Origin of the sequence: Amycolatopsis sp. NPDC051373, from assembly GCF_040689465.1 — a bacterium.
GTDB lineage: Bacteria > Actinomycetota > Actinomycetes > Mycobacteriales > Pseudonocardiaceae > Amycolatopsis.
The window spans coordinates 106,035-129,943 of record NZ_JBFBAE010000003.1; the positions used below are offsets into that span (position 1 = coordinate 106,035).

The 23,909-nt window shown below is 71.1% G+C and carries 16 protein-coding genes and 10 pseudogenes; 12 read left to right on the forward strand and 14 right to left on the reverse strand.

All coding sequences use genetic code 11. From position 1 onward, the window contains the following. Positions 1-10: 10 nt before the first annotated feature. The 3 genes and pseudogenes from hsaD to AB0383_RS06520 form a co-directional block, all read right to left on the reverse strand. Positions 11-838, reverse strand: coding sequence for a 4,5:9,10-diseco-3-hydroxy-5,9,17-trioxoandrosta-1(10),2-diene-4-oate hydrolase (gene hsaD, locus AB0383_RS06510; protein WP_364174587.1), 828 nt, complete (start codon positions 836-838; stop codon positions 11-13). Continuing rightward, complete coding sequence (gene hsaA, locus AB0383_RS06515; protein ID WP_366185994.1) at positions 838-2,007, reverse strand: 3-hydroxy-9,10-secoandrosta-1,3,5(10)-triene-9,17-dione monooxygenase oxygenase subunit; 1,170 nt, start codon at positions 2,005-2,007, stop codon at positions 838-840. Before hsaA ends, hsaD begins: the two co-directional genes overlap by 1 nt. Further along, a pseudogene (locus AB0383_RS06520) lies at positions 2,004-2,423 on the reverse strand (hypothetical protein); the annotation flags it as partial. The gene hsaA and the pseudogene AB0383_RS06520, both read right to left, overlap by 4 nt. On the opposite strand from AB0383_RS06520, the pseudogene AB0383_RS06525 reads away from it, so the two are divergent. Next, positions 2,419-2,754 (forward strand): annotated as a pseudogene (locus tag AB0383_RS06525) (FAD-binding protein); the annotation flags it as partial. The pseudogenes AB0383_RS06520 and AB0383_RS06525 sit on opposite strands and share 5 nt — an antisense overlap. Here the strand turns inward: AB0383_RS06525 and AB0383_RS06530 are convergent. Beyond that, positions 2,752-2,983, reverse strand: a pseudogene (locus tag AB0383_RS06530) (FAD-binding protein); the annotation flags it as partial. The pseudogenes AB0383_RS06525 and AB0383_RS06530 overlap by 3 nt on opposite strands. Before the next feature lie 23 nt (positions 2,984-3,006). On the opposite strand from AB0383_RS06530, the pseudogene AB0383_RS06535 reads away from it, so the two are divergent. The 6 genes and pseudogenes from AB0383_RS06535 to AB0383_RS06560 all read left to right on the forward strand — a co-directional run. Continuing rightward, a pseudogene (locus tag AB0383_RS06535) lies at positions 3,007-4,360 on the forward strand (FAD-binding protein); the annotation flags it as partial. Between the two features lie 33 nt (positions 4,361-4,393). Further along, positions 4,394-5,511: pseudogene (locus AB0383_RS06540) on the forward strand (Rieske 2Fe-2S domain-containing protein); the annotation flags it as partial. A gap of 109 nt (positions 5,512-5,620) precedes the next feature. Further along, positions 5,621-5,809 (forward strand): hypothetical protein, encoded by a 189-nt coding sequence (locus tag AB0383_RS06545; RefSeq protein WP_366185639.1) that lies wholly within the window; start codon positions 5,621-5,623, stop codon positions 5,807-5,809. Then, positions 5,802-6,816: pseudogene (locus AB0383_RS06550) on the forward strand (ferredoxin--NADP reductase). Before AB0383_RS06545 ends, AB0383_RS06550 begins: the two are co-directional and overlap by 8 nt. A 20-nt stretch (positions 6,817-6,836) precedes the next feature. Next, the gene (locus AB0383_RS06555; protein WP_366185641.1) at positions 6,837-7,697 is read left to right on the forward strand and encodes a MaoC/PaaZ C-terminal domain-containing protein; all 861 of its coding nucleotides are present in this window, start codon (positions 6,837-6,839) and stop codon (positions 7,695-7,697) included. A gap of 57 nt (positions 7,698-7,754) precedes the next feature. After that, entirely contained in the window at positions 7,755-8,237 is a 483-nt protein-coding gene (locus AB0383_RS06560) for a riboflavin kinase (protein ID WP_366185643.1), read from the forward strand. A gap of 15 nt (positions 8,238-8,252) precedes the next feature. Here AB0383_RS06560 and AB0383_RS06565 read toward each other — a convergent pair whose 3' ends face one another. From AB0383_RS06565 to AB0383_RS06590, 6 genes and pseudogenes are all read right to left on the reverse strand, one after another. Beyond that, positions 8,253-8,831, reverse strand: a complete 579-nt coding sequence (locus tag AB0383_RS06565; protein ID WP_366185645.1) for a DUF5134 domain-containing protein — start codon at positions 8,829-8,831, stop codon at positions 8,253-8,255. A gap of 188 nt (positions 8,832-9,019) precedes the next feature. Beyond that, positions 9,020-10,187 (reverse strand): annotated as a pseudogene (locus tag AB0383_RS06570) (lipid-transfer protein). Then, positions 10,184-10,570, reverse strand: coding sequence for an acyl dehydratase (locus AB0383_RS06575; RefSeq protein ID WP_366185647.1), 387 nt, complete (start codon positions 10,568-10,570; stop codon positions 10,184-10,186). Before AB0383_RS06575 ends, AB0383_RS06570 begins: the two are co-directional and overlap by 4 nt. Next, a pseudogene (locus AB0383_RS06580) lies at positions 10,567-11,476 on the reverse strand (OB-fold domain-containing protein). The gene AB0383_RS06575 and the pseudogene AB0383_RS06580 overlap by 4 nt, the downstream one beginning before the upstream one ends. Next, a pseudogene (locus tag AB0383_RS06585) lies at positions 11,473-12,645 on the reverse strand (acyl-CoA dehydrogenase family protein). Before AB0383_RS06585 ends, AB0383_RS06580 begins: the two co-directional pseudogenes overlap by 4 nt. After that, positions 12,642-13,594 (reverse strand): annotated as a pseudogene (locus AB0383_RS06590) (acyl-CoA dehydrogenase family protein). Before AB0383_RS06590 ends, AB0383_RS06585 begins: the two co-directional pseudogenes overlap by 4 nt. A 149-nt stretch (positions 13,595-13,743) precedes the next feature. Here AB0383_RS06590 and AB0383_RS06595 point away from each other — a divergent pair. Beyond that, the gene (locus tag AB0383_RS06595) at positions 13,744-14,694 is read left to right on the forward strand and encodes an alpha/beta fold hydrolase (RefSeq protein WP_364174608.1); all 951 of its coding nucleotides are present in this window, start codon (positions 13,744-13,746) and stop codon (positions 14,692-14,694) included. A 3-nt stretch (positions 14,695-14,697) separates the two neighbouring features. On the opposite strand, the gene AB0383_RS06600 is transcribed toward AB0383_RS06595, so the two are convergent. Continuing rightward, positions 14,698-15,249 (reverse strand): Uma2 family endonuclease, encoded by a 552-nt coding sequence (locus AB0383_RS06600; protein ID WP_364174936.1) that lies wholly within the window; start codon positions 15,247-15,249, stop codon positions 14,698-14,700. A 504-nt stretch (positions 15,250-15,753) separates the two neighbouring features. Here AB0383_RS06600 and AB0383_RS06605 point away from each other — a divergent pair. Together AB0383_RS06605 and AB0383_RS06610 are read left to right on the forward strand one after the other, a co-directional pair. Next, on the forward strand, positions 15,754-17,436 hold the full coding sequence (locus AB0383_RS06605) for a TIGR04141 family sporadically distributed protein (RefSeq protein ID WP_366185649.1): 1,683 nt from the start codon (positions 15,754-15,756) through the stop codon (positions 17,434-17,436). Between the two features lie 38 nt (positions 17,437-17,474). After that, positions 17,475-17,861 carry a nuclear transport factor 2 family protein gene (locus tag AB0383_RS06610; protein WP_366185651.1) on the forward strand — a complete coding sequence of 129 codons (387 nt, stop codon included), beginning with the start codon at positions 17,475-17,477 and terminating at the stop codon, positions 17,859-17,861. On the opposite strand, the gene AB0383_RS06615 is transcribed toward AB0383_RS06610, so the two are convergent. After that, positions 17,858-19,252 carry a wax ester/triacylglycerol synthase family O-acyltransferase gene (locus tag AB0383_RS06615; protein WP_366185653.1) on the reverse strand — a complete coding sequence of 465 codons (1,395 nt, stop codon included), beginning with the start codon at positions 19,250-19,252 and terminating at the stop codon, positions 17,858-17,860. The two genes, AB0383_RS06610 and AB0383_RS06615, sit on opposite strands and share 4 nt — an antisense overlap. Positions 19,253-19,310: 58 nt before the next feature. Here AB0383_RS06615 and AB0383_RS06620 point away from each other — a divergent pair, with 58 nt between their 5' ends. Then, positions 19,311-20,555: an alpha/beta hydrolase gene (locus AB0383_RS06620; protein WP_366185655.1), complete on the forward strand. Its 1,245-nt coding sequence runs from the start codon at positions 19,311-19,313 to the stop codon at positions 20,553-20,555. Positions 20,556-20,770: 215 nt separating this feature from the next. Here the strand turns inward: AB0383_RS06620 and AB0383_RS06625 are convergent, their stop codons facing one another. After that, complete coding sequence (locus tag AB0383_RS06625; RefSeq protein WP_366185657.1) at positions 20,771-21,991, reverse strand: FAD-dependent oxidoreductase; 1,221 nt, start codon at positions 21,989-21,991, stop codon at positions 20,771-20,773. 14 nt (positions 21,992-22,005) lie between these two features. After that, on the reverse strand, positions 22,006-22,605 hold the full coding sequence (gene folE / locus AB0383_RS06630) for a GTP cyclohydrolase I FolE (RefSeq protein ID WP_220238222.1): 600 nt from the start codon (positions 22,603-22,605) through the stop codon (positions 22,006-22,008). Between the two features lie 199 nt (positions 22,606-22,804). On the opposite strand from folE, the gene AB0383_RS06635 reads away from it, so the two are divergent. Continuing rightward, entirely contained in the window at positions 22,805-23,449 is a 645-nt protein-coding gene (locus AB0383_RS06635) for a transcriptional regulator (protein WP_364174939.1), read from the forward strand. The last annotated feature ends 460 nt before the right edge of the window (positions 23,450-23,909 follow it).

Sequence of the window (23,909 nt, forward strand, 5' to 3'; positions counted from 1 at the left end):
CTCAACGAACTCATGGCCCCAGGAAGTCGAGTGTGAGGCGGTTGAACTCGTCGAACTTCTCGAGCTGGGCCCAGTGCCCGCAGCCGCCGAAGACGTGGAGTTGGGCGCGCGGGATGGTTTTCAGGGCGAGGAGGGCGCCGTCCAGGGGGTTTACGCGGTCTTCGCGGCCCCAGACGAGCAGGACGCGTTGGCGTAGGCGGTAGGCGTCGCGCCAGAGGAGGCCGTCCTCGACCGACGATGCGAACGACTGGCCCAGCGAGCGCATGGCGGCCAGGGATTCCGGTGAAGAAGCGGCGGCGAAGCGGTCGTCGATCAGCTCGTCGGTGATCAGGGACTGGTCGTGGACCATGATGCGCAGGAACGCGGCCATGCGGTCGCGCGTGGGGGAAGCGGCGAAGCGGCCCAGCAGGCGCACGCCCTCCGTGGGGTCGGGTGCGAAGAGGTTCACGCTCAGGCCACCCGCGCCCGTCAGGACCAGGCGGCCGGCGCGCGAAGGGTGGTCCAGGGCCAGGCGTACGGCGGCGCCCGCGCCCAAGGAATTGCCGACGAAGTGGGCGCGCGCGATGCCGAGCGTGTCCATGAGGCCAACGATGGCGTCGGCGCTGTGGCGGAAGTAGTGGGGGTGCTCGGTGGGCTTCGACGACTGCCCGAAACCCGGCTGGTCGACGGCCAGCATGCGGTACACCTTGCCGAACTCGGGCAGGGTGCGTCCGAAATTGGACCACGCCGAGGCGCCCGGACCGCCGTCGTGGAGGAGGATCAGGGTTTCGGCATGCTCGGTGCCGGCTTCGTGGTAGTGCAGCGAGAGCCCACTCGGGACAGTAACGAAATTGCCCATCACACCATCGCATTCTCGACGGGCAGCCCGAAGGCGCCGGTGCCGAACATGACGTACGCGCGCTCGGCGTCGTTGGCGGCGTGGACGCGGCCGGCGTGCGCGTCGCGCCAGAAGCGCTGGATCGGGGTGCCGCGTTGCAGCGCGCGGCCGCCGGAGTTTTCGAAGAGGCGGTCGATCGCGGAGATCGCGCGGTCGGTGCCGCGGACCTGGTCGCGCCGCACGCGCAGCCGCGTGGAGAACGGCAGCTTTTCACCGCGGCACGCCAACTGGTACAGCTCGTCGATGTTGTGCGTAAGCTGCAGCCACGCGGCGTCGATCTCGCTGGCCGCCTCGGCGATGCGGATCCTGGCGAACGGATCGTCCTGCGCCTTCTCCCCCGCGTACGCCGCTCGCACGCGACGCCCTTGGTGCTCCACGTGCGCGTCGTACGTGCCCTGCGCCATGCCGATGATCGGTGCGGTGATCGTGCTCGGGTGCACCGAACCGTAGGGCAGCTTGTACAACGGCCCCGGGTTCACCTCCTGGCCCGGCGTCCGGCATTTGGACGTGGCCACAAAGGACAGTGCGCGGTGCGCGGGCACGAAGACGTCTTCCACCACAACATCGTTGGACCCCGTCCCGCGCAGGCCCACCGTGTCCCACACGTCCACAAGGGAATAGTCGGACAGCGGCAGCAGGTACGTGCAGAAGTCCACCGGCGCGCCGTCCGCGAACGCCGGCGCGCCCAGCAGCACCCACGTGCAGTGGTCGCAGCCGGACGAGAAGCTCCAGCGGCCCGACAGCCGGTAGCCGCCGTCGACCACCGTCGCCTTGCCCATCGGCGCGTACGACGACGAGATCCGCACGTCGTGGTCCTCGCTCCACACCTCTTCCTGCGCCCGCGCGTCGAACAGCGCCAGGTGCCACGGGTGGACGCCGAGGATGGACACGACCCAGCCCGTGGACCCGCACGCGCTCGCCACGAGCTTCACCGCGGTGTAGAACGTGACCGGGTCGGCTTCCAGCCCACCATACCGCTTCGGCTGCAGCAGGCGAAAGAACCCGGTCTCCTGCAACGCCTTGACGGACTCGACCGGCACGCGCCGCGCGTCCTCGGTCTCCTGCGCGCGTTCCCGCAGCACCGGGAGCAGGTCACGCACTCCCGTGATCACGGCAGGCAGCTCGCTCATCGGCCGTCCTCTCGTTCGACGAGACCAAGAATAGAACACGTTCTCGTTTTGTCGACGCGATTGGACTCCGGAGCACTGCTCTTCCCTGCCCGACGACCGGAAAACACGCAGTCGGCCAGCGACAGACCGCTCACGTAGGACCTGGAACAGATTCCCACCGCCGTCCGCCCCGCCGCGTACAGACCGCGAACGCCGGCCACCGCGCCGGTGTCCTCGTCGACCACGAGCCCGCCCAGCGTCAGCATCGGGCACGGGTAGCCGAGGCTCGGCTTCACGGACACGTCGATCAGCGAGAACGGTGGAGTGTCCAGCGGCCTCGCGAACTCCGCGGGCTTGCCCAGCGGATCCCGGCCTTGCCGATACGCGGCGTACGTCTCCCGCAACCCCTCCGGGCCGACACCGGCACGCCGGGGTATCGAGCTGGGATTGTCGGTGGGCGGGCGGGTCGCGGAGATGGACCGGATCTCGGCGTGGCGGTTCCTCACGCCGCCGGCCGCGTTCCTCGGCGGCTTGCTCGTGGACGTCGCCGGGCGCTGGATCATCGACGAATCCCGTTACGGCGCGGCGATCGGCGAGCGGATGATCACCGCGCACGGCGGACGGGGCTGGCTGCTCGTCGACGAGCCGGTGGTCGCCGAAGCTCGGCGGGACGGACGCAAGCAGGGGCAGTGGTTCGCGCGGTTGCAGCTGTGGCACCTCCTGGGCCGCGGGCGCGTCACGGGTGCTTCGTTGGAGGAAGTCGCGCGAACCGTCGTCGGCCGAAGTCCCCAGCGCAAGCCCGCCGCGGTACGCCGGTGCATGCCGGCGCACCAGCTCACGATTCGCGATGAACCCGCCCGCCGCGAGCACCACACTCCGGCGCGCGACGATCCGCACCTCACGCGAATACCGCTCTTCCAGCCGCTCCACGCGCCGGTGCAACGAGCGTCGAAGCGGTAGCACATAAAATCCCCGGCTTCGCGGCGTACGAAGCCAGCAATGCATGCCGACGCCGCGCCCAACGCCCCACTCGAGTTCCGCTGGGTGCCCGGCTACAGCGACTACCACCCCGAAGCCCCCGGCGGACGCGCCGCAGGCCGCTCCGTCGAACCGAAGCCGCTCGACGCGAAGCTCCTGGGTGACGACCTGGCTCGCCTGGAGCCGCCGTACAGCGCGCCGCCGCTCGGCGTCCCGATCACCCAGTCCGACTATCGCTGGCTGAGCCTGCTCCCCGCCACCCCCGCGGCCTCGCCCGCGTCGCCGAACTCGGCGCTCGCTGGTTCGCCGGGAGACTCCGCGGGCAGCAGCCGATCGCCATGGGGCAAGCGCTTGCGGCCGGGCTTTTCCTGGGGCTCAGGCGCGCCGGCGTCGACGTCCTCCTCGACGCCCCGCTCGTCGAGCTGACGACGGACGACGGCCGCGTCACCGGCGTCCGAACCACCGCCGGCGTCTTCCACGCCCGGCGCGGCGTGCTGCTCGCGTGCGGCGGCTTCGAGCACAACGAGGAGATGCGCACCAAGTACCAGCGCGCTCCGATCGGCACCGAGTGGACCGTCGGGGCCGCTGCCAACACCGGCGACGGCATCGCGGCCGGCCTGAAGCTCGGCGCGGCCACCGACCTCATGGACGACGCGTGGTGGGGCCCGTCGATCCCGCTCACCGGCGGCCCGTGGTTCGCCCTCGCCGAGCGGTCGAGGCCCGGCTCCCCCATGGTCAACGCGCGCGGCAGCCGGTTCGTCAACGAGTCCGCGCCCTACGTCGAAGCCGTCCACGCGATGTACGGCGAAGGCGACGGCCCCGCCGAGCACATCCCCACGTGGCTCGTGTTCGACCAGCGCTACAAGGACCGCTACCTGTTCACCGGCATCGGGCCCCGCCGGCCGCTGCCCGGCCGCTGGTACAAAGCCGGCATCGTCGCGAAGGCACCGACGATCGAAGAGCTGGCCACCAGCATCGACGTACCTCCCGAAGCCCTGCGAAGCACCGTCGAACGCTTCAACGGCTTCGCCCGCACCGGCGTCGACGAAGACTTCCACCGCGGGCGAAGCGCCTACGACCACACTACGGCGACCCGCGCAACCACCCCAACCCCAGCCTCGGCCCGCTGGCCAAACCGCCGTTCTACGCGGTGAAGATCGTGCCCGGCGACCTCGGCACCAACGGCGGGCTGCGCACCGACGAGCACGCCCGCGTGCTGCGCGAAGACGGCTCGGTCATCCCCGGGCTCTACGCGGCGGGCAACACCAGCGCGGCCGTGATGGGCCGCACCTACGCCGGACCCGGCGCGACGATCGGGCCCGCGATGGTGTTCGGCTACCTAGCGGCCGAGCGGCTCGCGACCGAAGATCGGACCGGCACGGGAGGCAGCCAGTGACGTCACCACCGCGAGAGACCGTCCGCACGATCGAACGCCGGCACGCCGCCCACACGCTTCGCCCGCGGCTGGCACTGCCTCGGCCTCGCCGGCACCCTCCGCGACGGGAAACCCCACGCCATCGAAGCGTTCGGCACGAAGCTCGTGGTCTTCGCCGACTTGTCGGGCCGGCTCAACGTGCTCGACGGCTACTGCCGCCACATGGGCGGCGACCTCACCCAGGGCTCGGTGAAGGGCGATGAGGTCGCGTGCCCGTTCCACGACTGGCGCTGGAACGGCGCCGGCAAATGCGTGTCGATCCCTTACGCCAAACGGGTTCCGCTTCGCGCGCGGACACGGTCTTGGCGCGTGCTTGAGGAGAACAAGCAGCTGCTCGTGTGGCACGACCCCGAAGGCAACCCGCCGCCCGACGACGCGGTGATCCCCCGCGTCGAGGGCGCGTTCAGCGACGAGTGGAGCAACTGGACCTGGGACTCGATCCTCATCGAGAACGCCAACTGCCGCGAGATCATCGACAACGTCGTGGACATGGCGCACTTCTTCTACGTCCACTACGCCTACCCCACGTACTTCAAGAACGTGTTCGAAGGCCACGTCGCCACGCAGTTCCTCAACACCAAGGGCCGCCCCGACATCGGGATGGCTTCGAACTACGGCGGCGAGGACAACCTGCTGCGCTCGGAAGCCTCGTACTTCGGGCCGTCGTACATGATCAACCACCTGGTGAACTCGTTCCAGGGCTTCGAGATCGAGAACGTGCTCATCAACTGCCACTACCCCGTCACGCCGACGTCGTTCGTGCTGCAGTGGGGGATCATGGTCAAGAAGCTGCCAGGATCTCCGATGAGCACGCGGACAAGATCGCCGCGCGGCTCGCGAAGGGCATCGGCGTCGGGTTCCTGCAGGACGTGGAGATCTGGAAGAACAAGACCCGCATCGACAACCCGTTGCTGTGCGAGGAAGACGGGCCCGTGTACCAGCTGCGCCGCTGGTACGAGCAGTTCTACGTGAACGCCGACGACGTCACCGAGGACATGACCCGCCGCTTCGAGTTCGAGGTCGACACCAGCAAGGCCAACGAGGCGTGGGCCGCTGAGGTGGCGGAGAACCTGGCGCGACAGCGCGCCGAGGCGGAAGAGGCAGGCGTGTGACGGCAGAGGTCACGGAGTTCCTCACCGCCGGGCTGCGGCCGCACGAGTGCCGCGGCTGCGGAACGTGCGTGCTGGTGAAGAAGAACAGCCTCGCGCACACGAGCATCCAGTGGACCACCGACGCTTCCCACAGCTGTCCCGTTTCGCCGCGCACGTGGCCGCCGGCCGGCATCCCGCGTTGCTCGACACGTGCGGGAAGCTGGCCGGCAGCATTGCCGACGCCGTGCGCGACGGGAGCCTCGCCGTGGCCGACGTGTCCCGCGACGGCAGCACGGTCGAGGTGGTGCGCGGTGGCTGACGTCGTGACGCTGACCGTCGCGGAGGTGATCGTCGAGACCGCCGACGCGCGCTCGATCGTGTTCACCATCCCGGAAGGACATCAAGCGGCCTTCGCCTACGCGCCCGGCCAGTTCCTCACGCTGCCGATCCCCAGCGACCGCACCGGGTCCGTCGCGCGGTGCTACTCGCTGTCGAGCGCGCCGTACGAAGGCCGGGTGCAGGTCACGGTGAAACGCACGGGCTTCGGCTCCGGCTGGGTGTGCGAAGAGCTGCGGGTCGGCGCGGAGATCGATGTGCTGCCGTCGGCCGGGGTGTTCGTGGCGTCCTCCTTGGACGACGACTTCCTGCTGTTGGCGGCGGGCAGCGGGATCACCCGGTGATGTCGATCCTGAAGTCGGCGCTGCGGCACGGCACCGGTCAGGTCGTGCTCGTCTACGCCAACCGCGACGAAGCGTCCGTCATCTTCGCCCGGGAGCTCGCCGAGCTCGTGACACAGCACCCGGACCGGCTCACCGTGGTGCACTGGCTCGAAAGCCTGCAGGGCCTGCCGTCCGCGCGCATGCTCGAAACCCTCGCCGCGCCCTACCGCGGCCACGACGCGTACCTGTGCGGGCCGGCGCCGTTCATGGCCGCGGCCAGGACCGCGCTGACCGAGCTCGGGGTGCCGCGCGAGCGAGTCCACGTCGAGCAGTTCCACTCCCTCACCGGGAATCCGTTCGAGCAAACACCCGAGCCTGAAGCCGCCGGCGACGAGACGGCCCGGCTCACCGTCGATCTCGATGGCGAGACGCGCACCGTCGCTTGGCCCCGGCAGCGGAAGCTGCTCGACCACCTGCTCGCCGAGGGTCTCGACGCGCCTACTCGTGCCGCGAAGGCCAGTGCAGCGCTTGCGCGTGCCGCCTTGTGTCGGGTGAGGTGAAGATGCTGAACAACGAAGTGCTGGACGCCGAAGATCTCGCCGATGGGATCGTGCTGGCCTGCCAGTCGCTGCCCGTCACCGACGAGGTGTCGGTCAGCTACGAATAGCCGAAAACCAAGGAGACTCCGTGCCCATCGACCCCGCGCTCGCGAGCGGTGCCGACCTCGGCGAGGTGCGGTTCGCCTGGACGCCGTCCGACGTGCTGCTCTACCACCTCGCGCTGGGCGCGGGCGCCGATCCGGTCGACGAGCGCGAGCTGCGCTACGCCTACGAGCAGGACCTGCGCGTGATCCCCACGTTCGCCACCGTCGCGGTGAACCTGCGCACGTTCACCCCGCCCGCGCTGAAGTTCCCGGGCGTGGACATCGACCTCGCGAAGGTGTTGCACGGCACGCAGGAGATCGAGCTGCACCGGCCCATCCCCGTCGACGGCGAAGCGGTGGCGCGCACCCGCATCACCGACGTGTTCGACAAGGGCAAGGCCGCGGTTCTCGTGCAGGAGACCACGGTGTCCGACACCCAGGACGATCCACTGTGGACGGCTCGTTCCGGCATCTTCGCCCGCGGCGAAGGCGGGTTCGGCGGCGACCGCGGGCCGTCGCGGAAGCTCGCGTGGCCCGAGCGCGAGCCCGACGCCGTGCTCGACACCCCGACGCTGCCCCAGCAGGCGCTTTTGTACCGGCTGTGCGGCGACCGCAATCCGCTGCACGCCGACCCCGCGTTCGCGAAGGCCGCCGGGTTCGACCGCCCGATCCTGCACGGCCTGTGCACCTACGGCGTGGTCGCGAAGGCGCTCACCGACGCGTTCCTCGACGGCGACCCCACGCGGATCCGCTCGTTCGGGACGAAGTTCGCCGGCGTGGTCTTTCCGGGCGAACCGCTGCGCACGCGCGTGTGGCGCGAGAGCGACCGGCTGCTGGTGACCACCACCGCTCCGGAGCGTGACGACACTCCTGTGCTGTCCGACACAGTGCTCGTGCCGCGCTGAGCCGACCGCCAGTATTACGGTGTCGGAAAGGACACCGGAACAGGGACGGGACGGCGGATGGCGGACGAGCACGCTCTCGGTCAGCACAGCGGCACCTTCTTCGTGGTCCGCGGACCGGTGGAGCCGGGTGACAAGCGCGGCCGGGAGCTGGGCTTCCCCACGGCGAACATCGCGCTGCGCAACCAGAGCGGGCAGGTCGGCGACGGTGTCTGGGCCGGCTGGGCCGAGCGCGCGGACGGCACGCACGTGGCCGCCGCCGTGTCCGTCGGGCGCCGCCCCACCTACTACGGCGCCGACGGCTACCGGCTCGTCGAAGCGCACCTGCTCGATTTCAAGGGCGACCTCTACGGCGAGACGCTCACGGTGTGGCTCGGCGCGCACCTGCGCGAGCAGCAGAGGTACGACTCCGGCGAGGAGCTGATCGCGGCCCTCGACCGCGACGTCGCCGCCACGCGCAAGTGGATCGAGGAGAACCCGGTGAGCGAGCTGCCGGACCTCGGCACGCCCCCGCCCGACGGCGAAGTGCGCCGAATCGGCTGAACCGGCCACACTCCGTCACACCGCAGCGAGCAGCAGGTACCCCATACCCGCACCCATCACCGCGCGGCACACCGTGCGCGAGGTCAGCCCGGGTGCGGCCGCGCCGCGCGTGCGCACCGCGATCACTCCCGACCGTGCTGCGTCGGCCACGAAGTACACCGCGCCCAGCACGGCGAGCAGCGGTACCGCGAGCCGGGCGTCCATTGAGGACATCGTGAGCCACGGGCCGTGGACCATGCCGTCGTGGGGCATCGCGGTCACCATGTACAGCATCGCGGCCGCCGACAGCGCGTGGTGGCCGCAGCCTGAAGCGTGCGCCGCGTGCGCCTGACCCCGCCCGCGCCACCAGGCGAACCCGAACCAGGCCGCCGTGAGCACGAACACTGCCTGCCAGCCCGCCGCGGGGATCGGGCCGCCGACGGGCGAGAGCATCGCTACCATAGCGACCACGAGCAGCAGCTCGGCGAGGTCGGCGTGGCGCAGGCCGTGGCCCAGCCGTGCGTAGTCGAGTCGCACGAGCCGCAGCACGCACGGCAGCGCGAGCACCGCGAAGACCGCGGTGAGCAGCCACGCCACCAGCACCGGTGCACTCATGGCGAGCCCGCGAGGACGGTGGATCCGGACATCGTCGTGCCTGCTTTCACGCTGCGTCGCTGATCTCCGCTCCACGGTGACATTCCACGGCGGGTGAGCACCAGCCAGCAAAGAGGTGAAAGCCGTTGCCCCACAAGAATTACCGCCCTTGTGGAGCTACCCGTACGGGGCCAGGGTATGGGTCGCGCTCAGTGACGAGTCAAGACCAGTCCACTGGTGGGGACGCCGGTGCCCGCGGTCACCAGCACCGTCTCGGCGTCGCGCACCTGGTTCACGGCCGTGCCGCGGATCTGGCGCACGGCCTCGGCGATGCCGTTCATGCCGTGGATGTAGGCCTCGCCGAGCTGCCCGCCGTGCGGGTTGAGCGGCAGCGCGCAGTCCGGCGTCAGGGTGTCGCCGGCGATGAAGTCCTTCGCCTCGCCACGGCCGCAGAAGCCGAGCTCCTCCAGCTGCATCAGCACGTACGGGGTGAAGTGGTCGCAGAGCCCCGCGACGTCCACATCGGACGGTCCGAGCCCCGACCGTGCCCACAGCTGCCGGCCCACCACACCCATCTCGGGCAGCGCGGCGAGGTCGTCGCGGTAGTAGCTGGTCATCACGTACTGGTCCGGCCCGCTCCCCTGGGCCGCCGCGGCGACCACGGCCGGCGCGTGACGCAGGTCGAGCGCGCTCGACGCTCGTGACCACCAGCGCCACCCCGCCGTCGCTCTCCTGGCAGCAGTCGAGCAGGTGCAGCGGTTCCGCGACCCAGCGCGACGCCTGGTGCTCGGCGAGCGTGATCGGCCGGCCGTGGAACCACGCCGCCGGGTTGGTCGCGGCGTGCGCGCGATCCACCACCGCGACGCGGCCGAAGTCCTCGCTCGTGGCGCCGTAGTCGTGCAGGTAGCGGCGCGCGATCATGGCGACGGTGGCGGCCGGCGTCGCCATGCCCATCGGGTAGTGGAACGCATTGTCCACACCGGACGAGTTCACCTGCGTCGCCGCGGCGGCCGACACGCGGCCGAAGCGCTGTTCGGAGCGTTCGTTGAAGGCCCGGTACACCACCACGACGTCGGCGACACCGGTGGCCACGGCCATCGCGGCCTGCTGCACCGTCGCGGCCGCGGCGCCGCCGCCGTAGTGGATGCGGCTGAAGAAATTTGAGCTCCGGGATGCCGAGCTCGCGGGCCAGCGCGATCTCCGCGGTGCCGTCCATCGTGAACGACACCAGTCAGTCCACTTCGGACGCCGACAGGCCGGCGTCGGTCAGCGCGTGCGTCACGCATTCGGCCGCCAACCGGAGTTCGCTGCGACCCGAATCCTTGGAGAACACCGTGGCCCGATTCCGGCGATCGCCGCCGCGCCCGCCAACGTCACGGCGCACCACCAGGCAGGGCGAGGGAGAGCGCGCCGGTCAGGTGTTCGCCCAGGCTGCCGGTGGCGGACACGGCGAGCTCGACGTCGTCGCCGGAGCGGGAGACGACCTGACCGGTGAACGTGAGCCTGTCCCCCGCGTAACACGGCACGCCGAGGCGGATCTTGATCGAGCGGATCAGTGCCTCGGGCCCGGCCCACTCGCTCACGAACCGTTGCACGAGACCGGTGTCGGTGAGGATGTTGAGGAAGATGTACTTCGAACCCCGGGCGAGGGCGGCGTCGCGGTCGTGGTGCACGTCCTGGAAGTCGCGGGTCGCGAGCGCGGTGCTGACCACGAACGTCGTCGTCGCCTCGATCCGCAACGACGGCACGACCTCACTCATCGTGCCACCCGCCACGCCGGCAAGGTCAGCTCGTCGTCCACCCGCACGAACGCGGCGACCACCGGCAGCCCGACCCGCACCTCGTCCGGCGCCGCGTCGAGCAGCTCCGCCATCACGCGCACGCCTTCCTCCAGCTCCACCAACGCCACCACGAACGGCAGCCGCTTGCCCGGCACCGGCGGGTGGTGGTGCACGACGTAGCTGTAGACCGTGCCGCGCCGCTCGCGACGACGTAGTCCGGTGTCGCCGCCAGCGAGCCGTCGGGCGACATCGGGCCCGGCGGGTGCCGCAGCGTGTCGCCCCACCGCTGGATGCGCAGCTCGCCGTCGGACAGCCGGCCCAGAAGAACTCCGTGTCCCGGCTGATCACCGGCCCCAGCACGGGCGCCGGTGGTTCGGAAACGGCCGCGGGCCGGAACTTCAGCACTCGGAACACCATGTCCGCCACCGGCTCGCCGTCCACGGTCCACGACGGCCGCGTGGTCACGAACCAGCCCTCACCCAACGCGGTACGCTTCGGCCCGGCGACGTCCAGCAGCTCCGTCGTGGCCGCGACGCGCTCCCCCGGCCGCAGATAGCGGTGGTAGGTCTGGTCGGAGTTCGTCGCGACGAACGACGTGTACCCGGCTTCGTCGAGCACCGCCATGATCGCGCCCATCGGGTCGTCGTCCGCGCGCCCGCCGTGCAGCCCCGCCATCGTCCACACCTTGCGCCATCGCCGCGGCGCCACCAGTCCCTTGTGGACGGAAGCCGACGCGACCGCGGGATCGACGTAGACGGGATTGGCGTCCCCGATCGCCTCCACCCAGTTGTTCACCATGGCCTGGTTCACCGGATCCCGCGCGAGCCGCGGCACGCACGGTCCCGCGGCGGCGATCTTCGCGGCGGCTTCCTCGATCGTCGTCATCGCGGCACCCTCGGCAGTCCCAGCCTGGCGGAGGCGATCAGCTTGCGCTGGATTTCGCTGACGCCCCCGCCGAACGTCAGCACCAGGTTGCGTTTGGCCAGCACGTCGAGCCACTCGGCGAGCTCGGCCGTCTCCGGGTCGGCGAGGTCGCCGTGGCGCCCCACGAGCTCTTCCAGCAGCCGCCCGATCCGCTGGATGCGCTCGGAGGCGAACACCTCCGTCGCCGACGCGTCGGCCACCGCGACCGGGCCCGTCCCCGAAGCAACCTGCCCGTCGAGCAGCTCGTTCACGCGCGCCACCGCGAACGTCTCGGCCAGCACCGCGCGCACGTCCGGCAGGTCGAGCAACGGCAGGCCGTCCGGGTGCGGCGCGCGGCGGCCCACGCCCACACGCGGTCGTGCAGGCCGCCGATCCGCCCGGCCGGGCCGAGCATCACGCGCTCGTGGTTGAGCTGCGTGGTGATCAGCCGCCAGCCCTCGTTCTCGCGGCCCACCAGCAGGTCCGCCGGCACGCGGACGTTCTCGTAGTAGGTGGCGTTCACGTGGTGGGCGCCGTCGCAGGTGATGATCGACGTCCACGAGTAGCCGGGGTCGCACGTGTCGACGACGAGGATCGAGATGCCCTTGTGCTTGGGCGCGTCGGGCGAGGTCCGCACGGCGAGCCAGATGTAGTCCGCGTCGTGGCCGCCGGTGGTGAAGATCTTCTGGCCGTTAACCATGTACTCGTCGCCTTCCCGGACCGCGCGGGTCCGCAGCGAAGCCAGGTCCGTGCCCGCCTCGGGTTCGGTGTAGCCGATGGCGAAGTGGATCTCGCCCGCGAGGATCCGCGGCAGGAACCGCGCCTTCTGCTCCTCGGTGCCGAATTCCTGCAGCGTCGGGCCCACCGTCTGCAGCGTCACCGACGGCAGCTGCACGTCGGCGCGCGCGGCCTCGTCCACGAACAGGTGCTGCTCGGTCTCGCCGAACCCCTGGCCGCCGTAGCGCTTCGGCCAGCCGACGCCGAGCTTGCCGTCGCGGCCCAGGCGCCGCACGACCTCGCGGTACACCCGGCCCGTGGCGCTCCCGCAGCAGCACCCGGTGTTCCTCGGGCGTCAGCAGGCCCGCGAAGTACTCCCGCAGCTCGGTGCGCAACGTCTGCTGCGCGGCCGTCAGCTCGATGTGCGTGCTCACCCGGCCACCCGCTCCCCCAGCCGGCCCAGCCGGTGCGCGGCGCCGCCGATCGCCCGGCCGAGGTCCTTCACCGCCGAGGAGTAGCGGTGCAGCGGGTACTCGCGGTCGACGCCGAGGCCGCCGTGCAGGTGGTGGCACGTCGCGAGAGCGGCAGGCGCCTGGTCGGTGAGCCAGTAGGCGGCGACGTCGAGCTCCGTGTCGGCGTCGAGGCCCGCCGCCAGCCGCCACCCGGCCGACGTCGCGGCCAGGTGCACGGTCCGGGCGGCCACGTAGACGTCGGCGATCTGCTGGGCCACGGCCTGGAACGCGGCCAGCGGACGGCCGAACTGCGTGCGTTCGGCAAGGTGGCGCGTGGTCAGGGCGAGCGCGCCGGCCAGCAGCCCGTCGCCGAGCGCCAGCGCGCCCGCGAGCGCGAACCGGTGCAGCGTGGCGACGGCGTGGCCGGGCGAGCGGTCGCGCAGGAACTCCGTGTCGGCGAGCCGCACCCCGGCCAGCCGCACGGGGTACTCGGGTGAGCCACCGGAGCTGGGCGTGCGGACGAGATCGACGCCGTCGGCGCACGGTCGATCAGCGCCACGGCGGTGCCACCCGGCAGCGCGACCGGGGTGAGGATCCGCGTGGTGTCCGCGGCATACGGCACGCCCGTCTTCACGCCGGTGAGCTGCCACACACCGTCGGCGGCCTCTCCGACGGTGTCGGGAACGGTCGTGAGCGGCGCGGACGGCTCGTGCAACGCGGCGCGGCAGCCGCGCGGCCGGCTTCGGTCAGCACGGGCGGCGACCTCCGCGAAGCCGAGCCCGTCGCCCCCGAGGTCCGCGGGCAGTGCGAGCGCGAGCAGCCCAGCGCCGGCCAGCGCGCGCCACTGCTCTGCCGCGTCGGCGGATTTGCCGAGCACCCTTGCGGACAGCGCGGTGGTCTCGGCCTGCGTATCGTCTGGGGTGAAGTCCACGCCGGTCCCTCCCTCCGGATGGCCGTCACAAGTGGAACACGTTCTAGTCTTAACCGGAAGGGGCGGGCTCGGCAACCCCCGGTGGCCTCGGCAACCGGGTACGCCAGAAGCGGAACAGGCCGTCGAGCGAAGAGGGGTGCCGAGTCGACGTGGGTGCGGAACAGGTTCTCCTAGGCGCGCTCAGCGACGTCGGCTGGCAGGCGACCCGGAAGGTGGCCACGATCCCGCCCACGGCCGGGGTGCCGGACCCGGAGCCGCTTTCACTGCCGGGCCGCGGCCAGACCGTGGTGGTCGACGTCGGCCCGCGCCAGGCACCCGCGATCATCCTGCTGCACTCCGTGGCCTGCACCGGCCTGCTGACCTGGTACCCCGTGCTGGACCGGCTTTCCGCGCACTACCGCGTGGTCGTGTTCGACCAGCGCTGGCACGGGCAGGGCATTCGCTCCCACGAGTTCACGCTGCAGGACTGCGCCGACGACGTCGTGGCGGTGGCCGACGCGCTCGGCATCGACCGGTTCATGATCGCCGGCTACTCGATGGGCGGCATGGTAGGGCAGATGGTCGCCTATCAGCAGCGCGAGCGCGTGAGCGGGCTCGTCCTGTGCTCCACGGCGAGCTACTTCCGCCGCGGCGTACGCCAGCGCGTGGCACTCGACCTGTTCGGACGCACGCTGCAGCTCATGCGCGACCAGGCCAAGATCGGCCTCGTCCCCGGCGACCCGCGCCGCGAACGGCTCGCGCGCCTGGAAGACCACCGGTGGGCGCTCGCCGAGTTCCGGTCCACGAGCCCCTGGGCCATCGCCGTCGCGCTCGACGAGATCGGCCGCTTCGACTCCGCGCCGTGGCTGCACACGCTGCGCGTGCCGACGTCGGTGGTCGTGACCAGCCGCGACGGCTTCATCGCGCCGGCGCACCAGCGGTCACTGGCCCGGCGCATCCCGGGCGCGGCGACGTACGAGATCCCCGCCGGGCACACGGCGTGCGTGCTCGCAGCGAACCAGTTCGTGCCGGCACTGATGGCGGCGTGCACATCGGTGCACGCGGCGATCGCCGACGAGGAAACCGGCCGGGTGCGCGAAGAAGAACCCGACTCGGCATGAAGATCAGTAGCTGGAAACCAGGTCCGCGGGGCTGAGGGAGATCCGGTAGGGCACCTCGAGGTGCACGGTCTCGTCGCCGGTGGCCTCGGCGTCGAGCACGAATTCGGTGCCCTCCAGGCGAAAACAGCTGAGCGTGGGCTCTCCTGGTTCGATCACCCAGTAGAACGGGCAGCCGGCCGCGGCGAGGCGGGCGGGTTTGAGGTGGCGGTCGATGTAGCGGCTGGACGGGGAAACGACCTCCACCGCGAGCACCGGCACGCCCACGAGCGCGCGCTCGGTGAAGGTCTCGCGCCGGCCGACCACCACGTCGGGGATCATCACGGTGAACTCGTCGAGCACGACGTCGACCGGTGCGGGGAGCACCTCGCAATCCGCGGGGCACACCGGGCTGAGCGCCGCGAGCAGGCGCGCGACGACCCTCTGGTGCAGCGGACGCGGGGACGGGCTCACCAGAAGCGTCCCGTCCACCAGTTCGTATCGATGGCGTTCATCCGTGATCGCCTCCAGGTCCCGACGGGTGAGACGGTCGCCGTGTGCGAACGACGGGACTGTCATCATGCTGCCCCCAGGACGGGCCGATCGGAAAACGACTAGGCCAGCGTAGACGGGCACACGCCGCAGCGCGAACCGTCCTCCTTCGAGCGGGAAACCCGGGCGGCCTATTCGTCCGCGCACCGTCCGGCGCTCGCCATCACGCAGGGTCACGAAAACGCGGAGAAACAGACCCGGACAGCCCAGGAGAACCCCCTTCGACAGGGCCGTTCGAGTTATGTGAGCGAATTCCCAAAATGGCCATTCCAGGTAGGGTAATACGACACCAATGGATTACCCGTTAGACTTCTGAGCTGGGCCGAAACCGATCTTTCGCGATGCCGTAAACGTCCCCCGTCCCGCGCCACATCACGTTATCATTGCGCGATCCGCCAATGCGGGAAACCCCGAGTAAGGTGAACTTCACCATTCCGCATCACGTTCGCTCTGCGTGATTAACCGGATGGACAAGAAAATCACGCATTCTGACTCGACCTTCGCACGCGTCAGCACACTTCGGTGGTGGTCATGCCTGCCCCGTCCGCACCCAGCCGACCCGTCTCCCTCTTCCGCCTCGACGGCACCGGCGCCGAGTCCGACCTGCTGGTGTCGCTCAAGCCCGAGCAGGTCACCACCGACACGACGGTGGACCTCTCCGGCACACGCGCGCGGCTGGTCGCCGGCGCGTTCCACACGGAGATCCCGCAATGGCTTCCGCACGCGAGCGCGTTGACCGGCAGCGAACTCGACCTCTCCTCCACGTTGCCGTTCGCCGTGCTGCTCGTGCCGCGTCCACCTTGGACATACGCGGTGTCCTGGGGCTCCGGGCACCTCGTGCTCAACGACGAGTACGTGGAGCAGGGTTTCGGGCTGCTGTTCGGGATTCGCCGCCTCGACCCGTTCGACCTCGGGCTGGTGTCGAGCGCCGCGCTCGACGTCTCGGCACGCGCCACGCAAATCTCGATCCCGGGCGGTGGCGAGCTTTCCGCGTTCCGGCTGGAGCCCTACGGGGACCTCGTGAACCGGCTGGCCGGCTCGGCGGACCTGACCGACCTCACCTACGGGCGCGTGACCGGCAAGCGCTACCGGATCCGCGTCGGCAACTCCCTCTACGTGCCGCTTGCGAAGGAACCACAGGCTTTTCTCGCGGATCTCGACGCCGTCGGCGCGGTGGTGGACGAACCCGACGCGTCCTCGGCGCTGCGGTTCGTGGCGCAAACGCGGCCGCTCGACCGCCACCACCGGCTCGTGCCGACGCTGGAGGCGCGCCTGGCCGAAGCGCTCGGCGGCGACACCGACGCGTCACTCGGCCTGGCGTGGCCCGCGACCGCGGTGAACGACGCCGAGAACGCCGGCTCGTTCCGCATCACCGGCCTCGGCTCCGGCGGGCCATTGCACGTCGAGTCGCGCCTGGAGCTGGAACACCTCACCGGCCGCCTCGCGCAACTGCCCGAGGACAAGCGGGTGAAGGCCCTGCGCGCCGGGCACGTGGTGACGTGCGCCGACGAGGCCGGCGAGGAGGAGACCGGATCACCGGTGCAGGTCGCGAAGTGGCTCGTGTTCGAGACGACGATCGGGCACACGCGCTACGTGTTCCACCAGGGCCGCTGGTACCGCATCGGCGAGACGTACGTGGAGCAGATGCGCGAGCAGGTCTCGCAACTGCTCGCGCGCAAGTACGAGTGGCCGGACCTCACGTGGAAACCCACCGGCGAGCCCGACGACGAGAACCGCTACTGCCGCCAGGTCGCCACGCTCGACGGGTACGTCTGCCTCGACCGCGACACCGCGACCACGCCGCTGCACCCGCGCTTCGAGCTGTGCGACCTGCTGGGCCCGCGCAACGAACTGATCCACGTGAAGTGGCTTGGCCGGGCGACGGCCGCCAGCCACCTCTACACCCAGGCGCTCGTGTCGGCCGAGGCGCTGCACGACGAGCCGGAAGCGTTGGCACAACTGGCCGAGAAGGTGTCCACATCGGACGACGGACGCGTGCTGACCGAGGCGCCGGACACCGTCGTGCTCGCCGCCGCCGGCCGCGCGTGGAACGTCGACGAGCTGTTCACCCTGTCGCAGGTCGCGCTGCTGCGCCTCGACCGGGCGGTGCGCAGCCTGCAGGCGACGCTGAAGTTCGCCGATATCCCTTACGTGGCTAAGAAGAAAACCACAGCGCAGCCCGCGAAACGCCGCCGGAAGGCGTGCCGCGGTTAGGCTGACCGCCGAACCCCGACGGCAAGGACGGTACGGCTGTGACTCCTGATCCCGAGATCCGTGCCCGGATCGAAGAGCACTGGCGGGCTTCCGAGCGCGGGGACATCGACGTCGAGCACGCGATCTACGCCGCCGACGCGATCCTGGACTACCCGCAGTCCGGCGAACGGTTCCGCGGCCGCGACCGCATCCGCGCGCAACGCGGCGGCCACCCGGCCGAGCGGCACTTCACCATCAGCCGCATCACCGGCAGCGGTGACCTCTGGGTCAGCGAATGCGTGATCACCTACGACGGCGCGCCCACCCGTTCGGTGAGCGTCATGGAGTTCACCGACGGCTTCGTCACGCACGAGACGCAGTACTTCGCCGACCCGTTCCCCGCGCCCGAGTCGCGGGCGGCGGTGGCGGAACGGATGCCCGACTAGGCCGGTGAGGCCTTCAGCAGCTCCGTCATCGCCTCGGGCAGGGCCTCGGCCAGTGGCCACAGGTCCTTCACGAGTTCCTTGGCGCCGAGCAGGCCGACGCCGACCTTGCCCTCGTAGGAGAAGACGGTGATGTTGAGCCCGGCGCCGTGGAAGACCGGGCCGAGCGGGTACAGGCCGGTGACGCGGGCGCCGAGCAGGTAGAGCGGCATCGGCGGGCCGGGCACGTTGGAGATGATCAGGTTGTGCACCACCGGGTGGCGCTCGGCCAGCCGCAGCGAGGAGTAGGCGCGCACGCCGAGGCCGAACGCCGTGGCCGGGGAGAACTGGGCCCAGTCGGCGAGCATGTCGGCGTCGATGTCGTAGTGGTGGTCCTTGGACAGGCGGTTGGCCTCGGCGAGCAAGAACACGCGCGCGGCCGGGTCACCCAGGTGGGTGGGCAGCGAGGCGAAGAACGCGGACACCTTGTTGCTGCCGTGGTCGCGTTCGGTGCGCTCGTGCACGGACACCGGCACGGTCGCCACCAGCGGGTCTTCCGGCAGCTCGCCGCGGCCGAGCAGGAACTGCCGCAGCGCGCCGGAAACGAGCGCCAGCACCACGTCGTTGACCGTGACGCCGAAGGCATTCTTCACGCGCTTCACGTCGGCGAGGTCGACCTGGGCGTAGGCGACGCTGCGGTGGCCGGTGATCGTGCCGTTGAGCGACGTGCGGGGCGCGGTGAACGGGACCGGCATCCCCTTGCCGCGCAACGTCTTGCCGAGCCAGCGGGGCACGAGCTCCACCAGTTCCGGCAGCAGCTTCGCCATCTCGAACGGGCGGTGCACGAGTCCTTCCACGCTTTCGCGCAGGATCTCGACGCGCGTGGGCAGGCCGCTGTTGTGCTGCTTGTCCCGCGGGATTTCCGGCAGCGGCGGCTCCGGCTCGAGGCCGGCGAGGTAGGTGATCAGGCTGGCGCCGCCGACGCCGTCGATGCTCGCGTGGTGCATCTTGATGAGCACCGCGATGCCACCGTTGGACAAGCCCTCGATCACGTAGAACTGCCACAGCGGGTGCGCGCGGTCGAGCTGCTGGCCGGCGATGTGGGCGCACAGCTCGGCCAGCTCACGGTCGTCGCCGGGGGCCGGCACGCCGATGCGGTGCAGGTGGTTGTCGAGGTCGAAGTCCTCGTCCTCGACCCACACCGGGTGGCTGAGGTTCCAGAGTGGATTGTGCAGTTTGCGGCGGAATTCCGGAATCAGCGCGACGCGCTCGGCCAGCCTTCGCTGTAGCTCGGCGAACGAGTAGCCGCCGGGGACGGTGGACCCGTCGAGCGTGAGCAGCCCGCAGACGTGCAAGACCTGCGCAGGGGTCTCCAGGTAGAGGAAACTCGCATCCAGGCCGCTCAGTCTCTGCATGTCGTCAGGGTAAATCAGAACCGCGGACGGGGCGGGGCGCGGCGGTAGCATCGGGAGGGTGAAACCGGCCTTCCTCGCTCGCCGGGCCACGCAGCTCGGCCTCACCGCCGTGGCCCTGCGCCCGCCGCGAAACCGCCTTACGTCGATCCCCGTGTTCTTCACCGCCTGGCTCACCGACGAGCTCGCTCCGCAGCTGCTGGCACTCACCGCGTTGGACACCGCGCAGCACATCGCGCGGCACGGGCGGCGGTCGTCGAAGGCCGGAGTCGCCTTGGCCGCGCTGTCGGCCGCCGGGCTGGGCGCGCTCGTGGCGACGGCGCAGAAAGCCCGCGGCGAGGTCGAGTCGGCGCTCACCGAGGCCTTCGGCCCGGACTACTCCGAGCGGCTGGCGCACCCGCCGAGCCCCCGCGACCTGGCGACGCCGTGGGGTCAGCTGGCGCTGCCGTTTCGCGGCGGCCACGACCCGGAGGTCGTGCGCGAGCGGAACATCCCCTACGCCCCGGGCGGCAAGCGGTTCCTGCTCGACGTCTTCCGGCCGGCGAAGCCGGTGACCGGCGCGCCCGTGCTGCTGCAGATCCACGGCGGCGCCTGGACGATCGGCACCAAGGACGAGCAGGGCCAGCCACTGATGCGCCACCTCGCGCGCTGCGGCTGGGTATGCGTGGCGATCAACTACCCGCTCGCGCCCGCCCACCGCTGGCCCGCGCATGTGGAGGCCGCGAAGCGCGCGCTGGTGTGGATCCGGTCGAACATCGCTTCGTACGGCGGGGATCCGGGCTTCGTGGCCGTGACGGGCGGCTCGGCCGGCGGGCACCTCGCCGCGCTGCTCGCGCTGAGCCAGAACGACCCGGCCCTGCAACCGGACTTCCCCGACGCCGACACCAGCGTGCAGGCGTGCGTGCCGCACTACGGCGTGTACGACATCGCGGCCACCAGCGGCGCGGCCGAGAGCCAGTACCGCTTGGAGAGCCTGCTGGCCCGCCGCATCTTCTCCCCCGACCGCGACCCGGTGACCTACCTCGACGACTACGTGGCCGCGTCCCCGCTCGACCGCGTCTCCGACTCGGCGCCACCGTTCTTCGTGATCCACGGCCGCAACGACTCGCTCGTGCCCGTCGAGGAGGCCCGCGAGTTCGTGGCCCGGCTGCGCGCGGCGTCCAAGCAACCCGTCGCCTACGCCGAACTCGCGGGCGCGCAGCACGCGTTCGACATCTTCCCCTCGATCCGCAGCGCCCACGTGGTCCGGGGCGTGGAGCGGTTCCTCGACCACACCTACCGGGCGTGGGCCGCGGCGGACCGGTAGTTCAGGGTTCGAGCGGGGTGTTCGGGTCCGCGAGCCGGACGGCGTCGAGCGGGCCTTCGCCGCAAGTGAGGGCCCGGGCGCTGACCTGCCGCCGTCCGCCGACGCCCTCTCCCCGCGGGCAAGGCGCGCGCCCTCGCGGCCCTGCGGACACAGCAACGGCCCCCACACTCCGGCCTTCCGACCATCGCGTGAGGGCCGCCGCACGGCGAGAAACCTCAGGGTTCAAGCGGCGCGTTCGGGTCCGCGAGCCGGTCGGCGTCGATCGGGCCTTCGGCGCGGATGAGGGCCTTGAGCTGGTCGCCGACGTCCCAGACGTTGACGTTCATGCCGGCCAGCACGTGGCCGTCGCGGAGCCAGAAGGCGATGAACTCGCGCGCCTCGACGTCACCGCGGAAGACGACGCGGTCGTAGGCGCCCGGGTCGACGTGGCCGTGGTACTCCATGCCCAGGTCGTACTGGTCGGTGTAGAAGTACGGGAGCTCGTCGTAGGTGGCGTCCTGGCCGGCCATCGCGGCGGCGGCGACGGCGGGCTGGTTGAGGGCGTTGGCCCAGTGCTCCACGCGCACGTGCTTGCCGAGCAGCGGGTGCAGCGCGGAGGCGACGTCGCCGGCGGCGAAGACGTCCGGGTCGGTGGTGCGCAGGGACGAGTCGACCACCACGCCGTTGTCCACGGCCAGGCCCGCGGCCTGCGCGAGCTCGACGTTGGGCGCGGCGCCGACAGCGACGAGCACTGCGTCGGCCTCGACCACGGTGCCGTCGTCGAGCCGGACGCCCGTGGCCTTGCCACCGTCGGTGGTGATGGCCTCGACGTGCACGCCGAGGCGCAGGTCGACGCCACGGGCGCGGTGCAGGTCGGCGAAGACCGTGGCGACCTCGCGGCCCAGCACGGCCAGCAGCGGCAGCTCCGCGACCTCCAGCACGGTCACCTCGGCCCCGGCCTCCCGCGCGGCGGCCGCGACCTCCAGGCCGATCCACCCCGCGCCGATCACGGCCAGGCGCGTGCCGGCGGTGAGCGTCTCCTTGAGCTTCGCGGAGTCGCCGAGGCGGCGCAGGTAGTGCACGCCCTCGGCGTCGGCGCCCGGGATCGGCAGGTGCCGCGGGCTCGAGCCGGTGGCCAGCAGCAGCTTGTCGTAGCCCACGGTCTCGCCGCCCTCGAGGCGGACCACGTGGTTGTCACGGTCGATGGCGGTGGCCGTGGCGCCCAGGCGCAGGTCCACGTCGTGCTCGGCGTACCAGCCCTCCTCGTGCACGAACACGCTGTCGCGCTCGGCCTTGCCGGCGAGGAAGTCCTTGGACAGCGGCGGGCGCTCGTAGGGCCGGTCGGCTTCGTCGCCGATGAGCGTCACCCGTCCGGCGAACCCCTGGGTCCGCAGTGCCTCAGCGGCCTTGGCGCCGGCCAGGCCCGCGCCGACGATGACAAAACCCTGCTCTGGCAAAGGAAACAACTCCTTTATGCGTTGACGCCCGTGAGTGCGAAGAACTCCTGGCGGGAGCGGGCATCCTCCCGCAACGTGCCCAGCAGTGTCGAGGTGACGGTGCTGGAGCCGGTGGCCTGCACGCCGCGCAGCGTCATGCACGTGTGCTCGGCCTCGATGACCACGCCGACTCCCTTCGGGCTCAGCTGCTCGCCCAGCCAGCCCGCGACCTGCTTCGTGAGCCGCTCCTGCACCTGCGGCCGGCACGCGAAGTGCTCGACCACGCGCGCGAGCTTCGACAGGCCGAGGATGCGGTCGCCCGGCAGGTAGCCGACGTGCGCGACGCCCGTGAACGGCAGCAAGTGGTGCTCGCACACCGACCGTACGGGGATGTCGCGGGCCAGCACCAGCTCGTCGTAGCCCTCGTCGTTGGGGAACGTGGTGAGGTCGAACGAGCGGGGCGTGAAGAGCTCCGCGTACGCGCGCGCCATGCGCTCGGGCGTGCCCTGCAGGCTCTCCGTGTCCAGGCTGACGCCGAGCGCCCGCAGGAAGTCGCCGGCGGCGCGCGCGGCGGCGGCGAGGTCGATGCCGGGGTCGGGTTCGTGGACGACGTGCAGAGCAGAGCCGGAGCGCATGGGGACCCCTCGGGGTTCGGCGGTTTTTCGTACATGATTATTGGTCTTATTGTCGGTCTCGGTCAAGGTGACCAGTTCAACAGGGTGAACTGACACTTGCGGACACCTTCATGGGCGTTATCGTGGACCCGTGACGACTGAGCACGCCGCTCCCGCGATCAAGGCCGTGGCCGCGCTGGAGGAGGACCTGCGCCGCGGGATGTACACGTTCATCCGCGGCTCGGCGCGGCCAGTCACGCGCGACGAGGCTGCCGCGTCGGTCGGGATCTCGCGCAAGCTCGCCGCGTTCCACCTGGACAAGCTCGTGGACGCCGGCCTGCTGCGCTCGCGCTACGAGGCCGTCGGCGGCATCCGCAAGGTCGGCCGCACCCCGAAGGTCTACGAACCCGCCGACACCGACTTCGCCGTCACCATCCCGCCGCGCCGCCACGGCGTCCTCGCCGACATCCTCCTCGACGCCGTGGTCACCGAAGCCGAGGGCGAATCCGCCCGCGTCGCCGCCCTGCGCGTGGCGGGTGAGCGCGGCGAGGAGCTGGGCACCACCGAACGCGCCTCCCTGCGCCCCGGCCGCCTCGGCGCCGAACGCGGCCTGACGCTCACCGAAACCGTCCTCGCCCGGCAGGGCTTCGAGCCGCGCCGCGAAACGCCGACTTGCGTGCGGCTGCGCAACTGCCCGTTCCACCCGCTGGCCGGCAAGGCGCCGGACCTCGTGTGCGGGATCAACCAGGCGTTCCTGGGCGGCATCGTCGCGGGTCTGGAGGTGCCCGGTGTCGACGCGGTGCTGATCGATCCCGCGCCCGGTGGGTGCTGTGTGGAGCTGCGGGCGGATCAGGCCGGCGGGTAGGCGGCGTCGAGGGCGCTCGTGGACGGTGGGCGGTCGAGCTGCCAGGTGCGACGGAGTTGCAGCAGGCCTTGCCTCGCGCGACTGCGGCAGGACGCCGCGGCGGGGAACGGCCCCGTGGCAGCGCGTTGTGGCGGCCTGGAGGTCGACGGCGGCTGGCGCGGTGCCGGTCGACCCGCGGCACGGCCAAGACTGCGGCGCACGGCGGATCACCCCGGCGGGTAGGCAACGTCAAGGGCACTCGCGGACGGTGGGCTGTCGAGCTGCAAGGTGCGATGGAGTTGCAACGGGCCTTGCCTCGCGCGGCTGCCGCAGGTCGCCGCGTCGGAGAGCGGTCCCGGGCCAGCGCGCGTTGTGACGGCCTGGAGGAAGACGGCGGCCGACGCGGTCCCGGTCGACCCGCAGCACAGCCGAAACAGCCGCGCACAGCCGATCACCCCGGCGGGAAGGCTTCGCCGAGGGC

What these genes read in the sequence shown, in the direction of transcription:
- hsaD (WP_364174587.1), bottom strand. Translation starts at nt 838, where the DNA reads ATGGGCAATTTCGTTACTGTCCCGAGTGGGCTCTCGCTGCACTACCAC.
- hsaA (WP_366185994.1), bottom strand. Translation starts at nt 2,007, where the DNA reads ATGAGCGAGCTGCCTGCCGTGATCACGGGAGTGCGTGACCTGCTCCCG.
- AB0383_RS06560 (WP_366185643.1), top strand. Translation starts at nt 7,755, where the DNA reads ATGGCGGACGAGCACGCTCTCGGTCAGCACAGCGGCACCTTCTTCGTG.
- AB0383_RS06565 (WP_366185645.1), bottom strand. Translation starts at nt 8,831, where the DNA reads ATGAGTGCACCGGTGCTGGTGGCGTGGCTGCTCACCGCGGTCTTCGCG.
- AB0383_RS06575 (WP_366185647.1), bottom strand. Translation starts at nt 10,570, where the DNA reads ATGAGTGAGGTCGTGCCGTCGTTGCGGATCGAGGCGACGACGACGTTC.
- AB0383_RS06600 (WP_364174936.1), bottom strand. Translation starts at nt 15,249, where the DNA reads ATGACAGTCCCGTCGTTCGCACACGGCGACCGTCTCACCCGTCGGGAC.
- AB0383_RS06605 (WP_366185649.1), top strand. Translation starts at nt 15,754, where the DNA reads ATGCCTGCCCCGTCCGCACCCAGCCGACCCGTCTCCCTCTTCCGCCTC.
- AB0383_RS06615 (WP_366185653.1), bottom strand. Translation starts at nt 19,252, where the DNA reads ATGCAGAGACTGAGCGGCCTGGATGCGAGTTTCCTCTACCTGGAGACC.
- folE (WP_220238222.1), bottom strand. Translation starts at nt 22,605, where the DNA reads ATGCGCTCCGGCTCTGCTCTGCACGTCGTCCACGAACCCGACCCCGGC.
- AB0383_RS06635 (WP_364174939.1), top strand. Translation starts at nt 22,805, where the DNA reads ATGTACACGTTCATCCGCGGCTCGGCGCGGCCAGTCACGCGCGACGAG.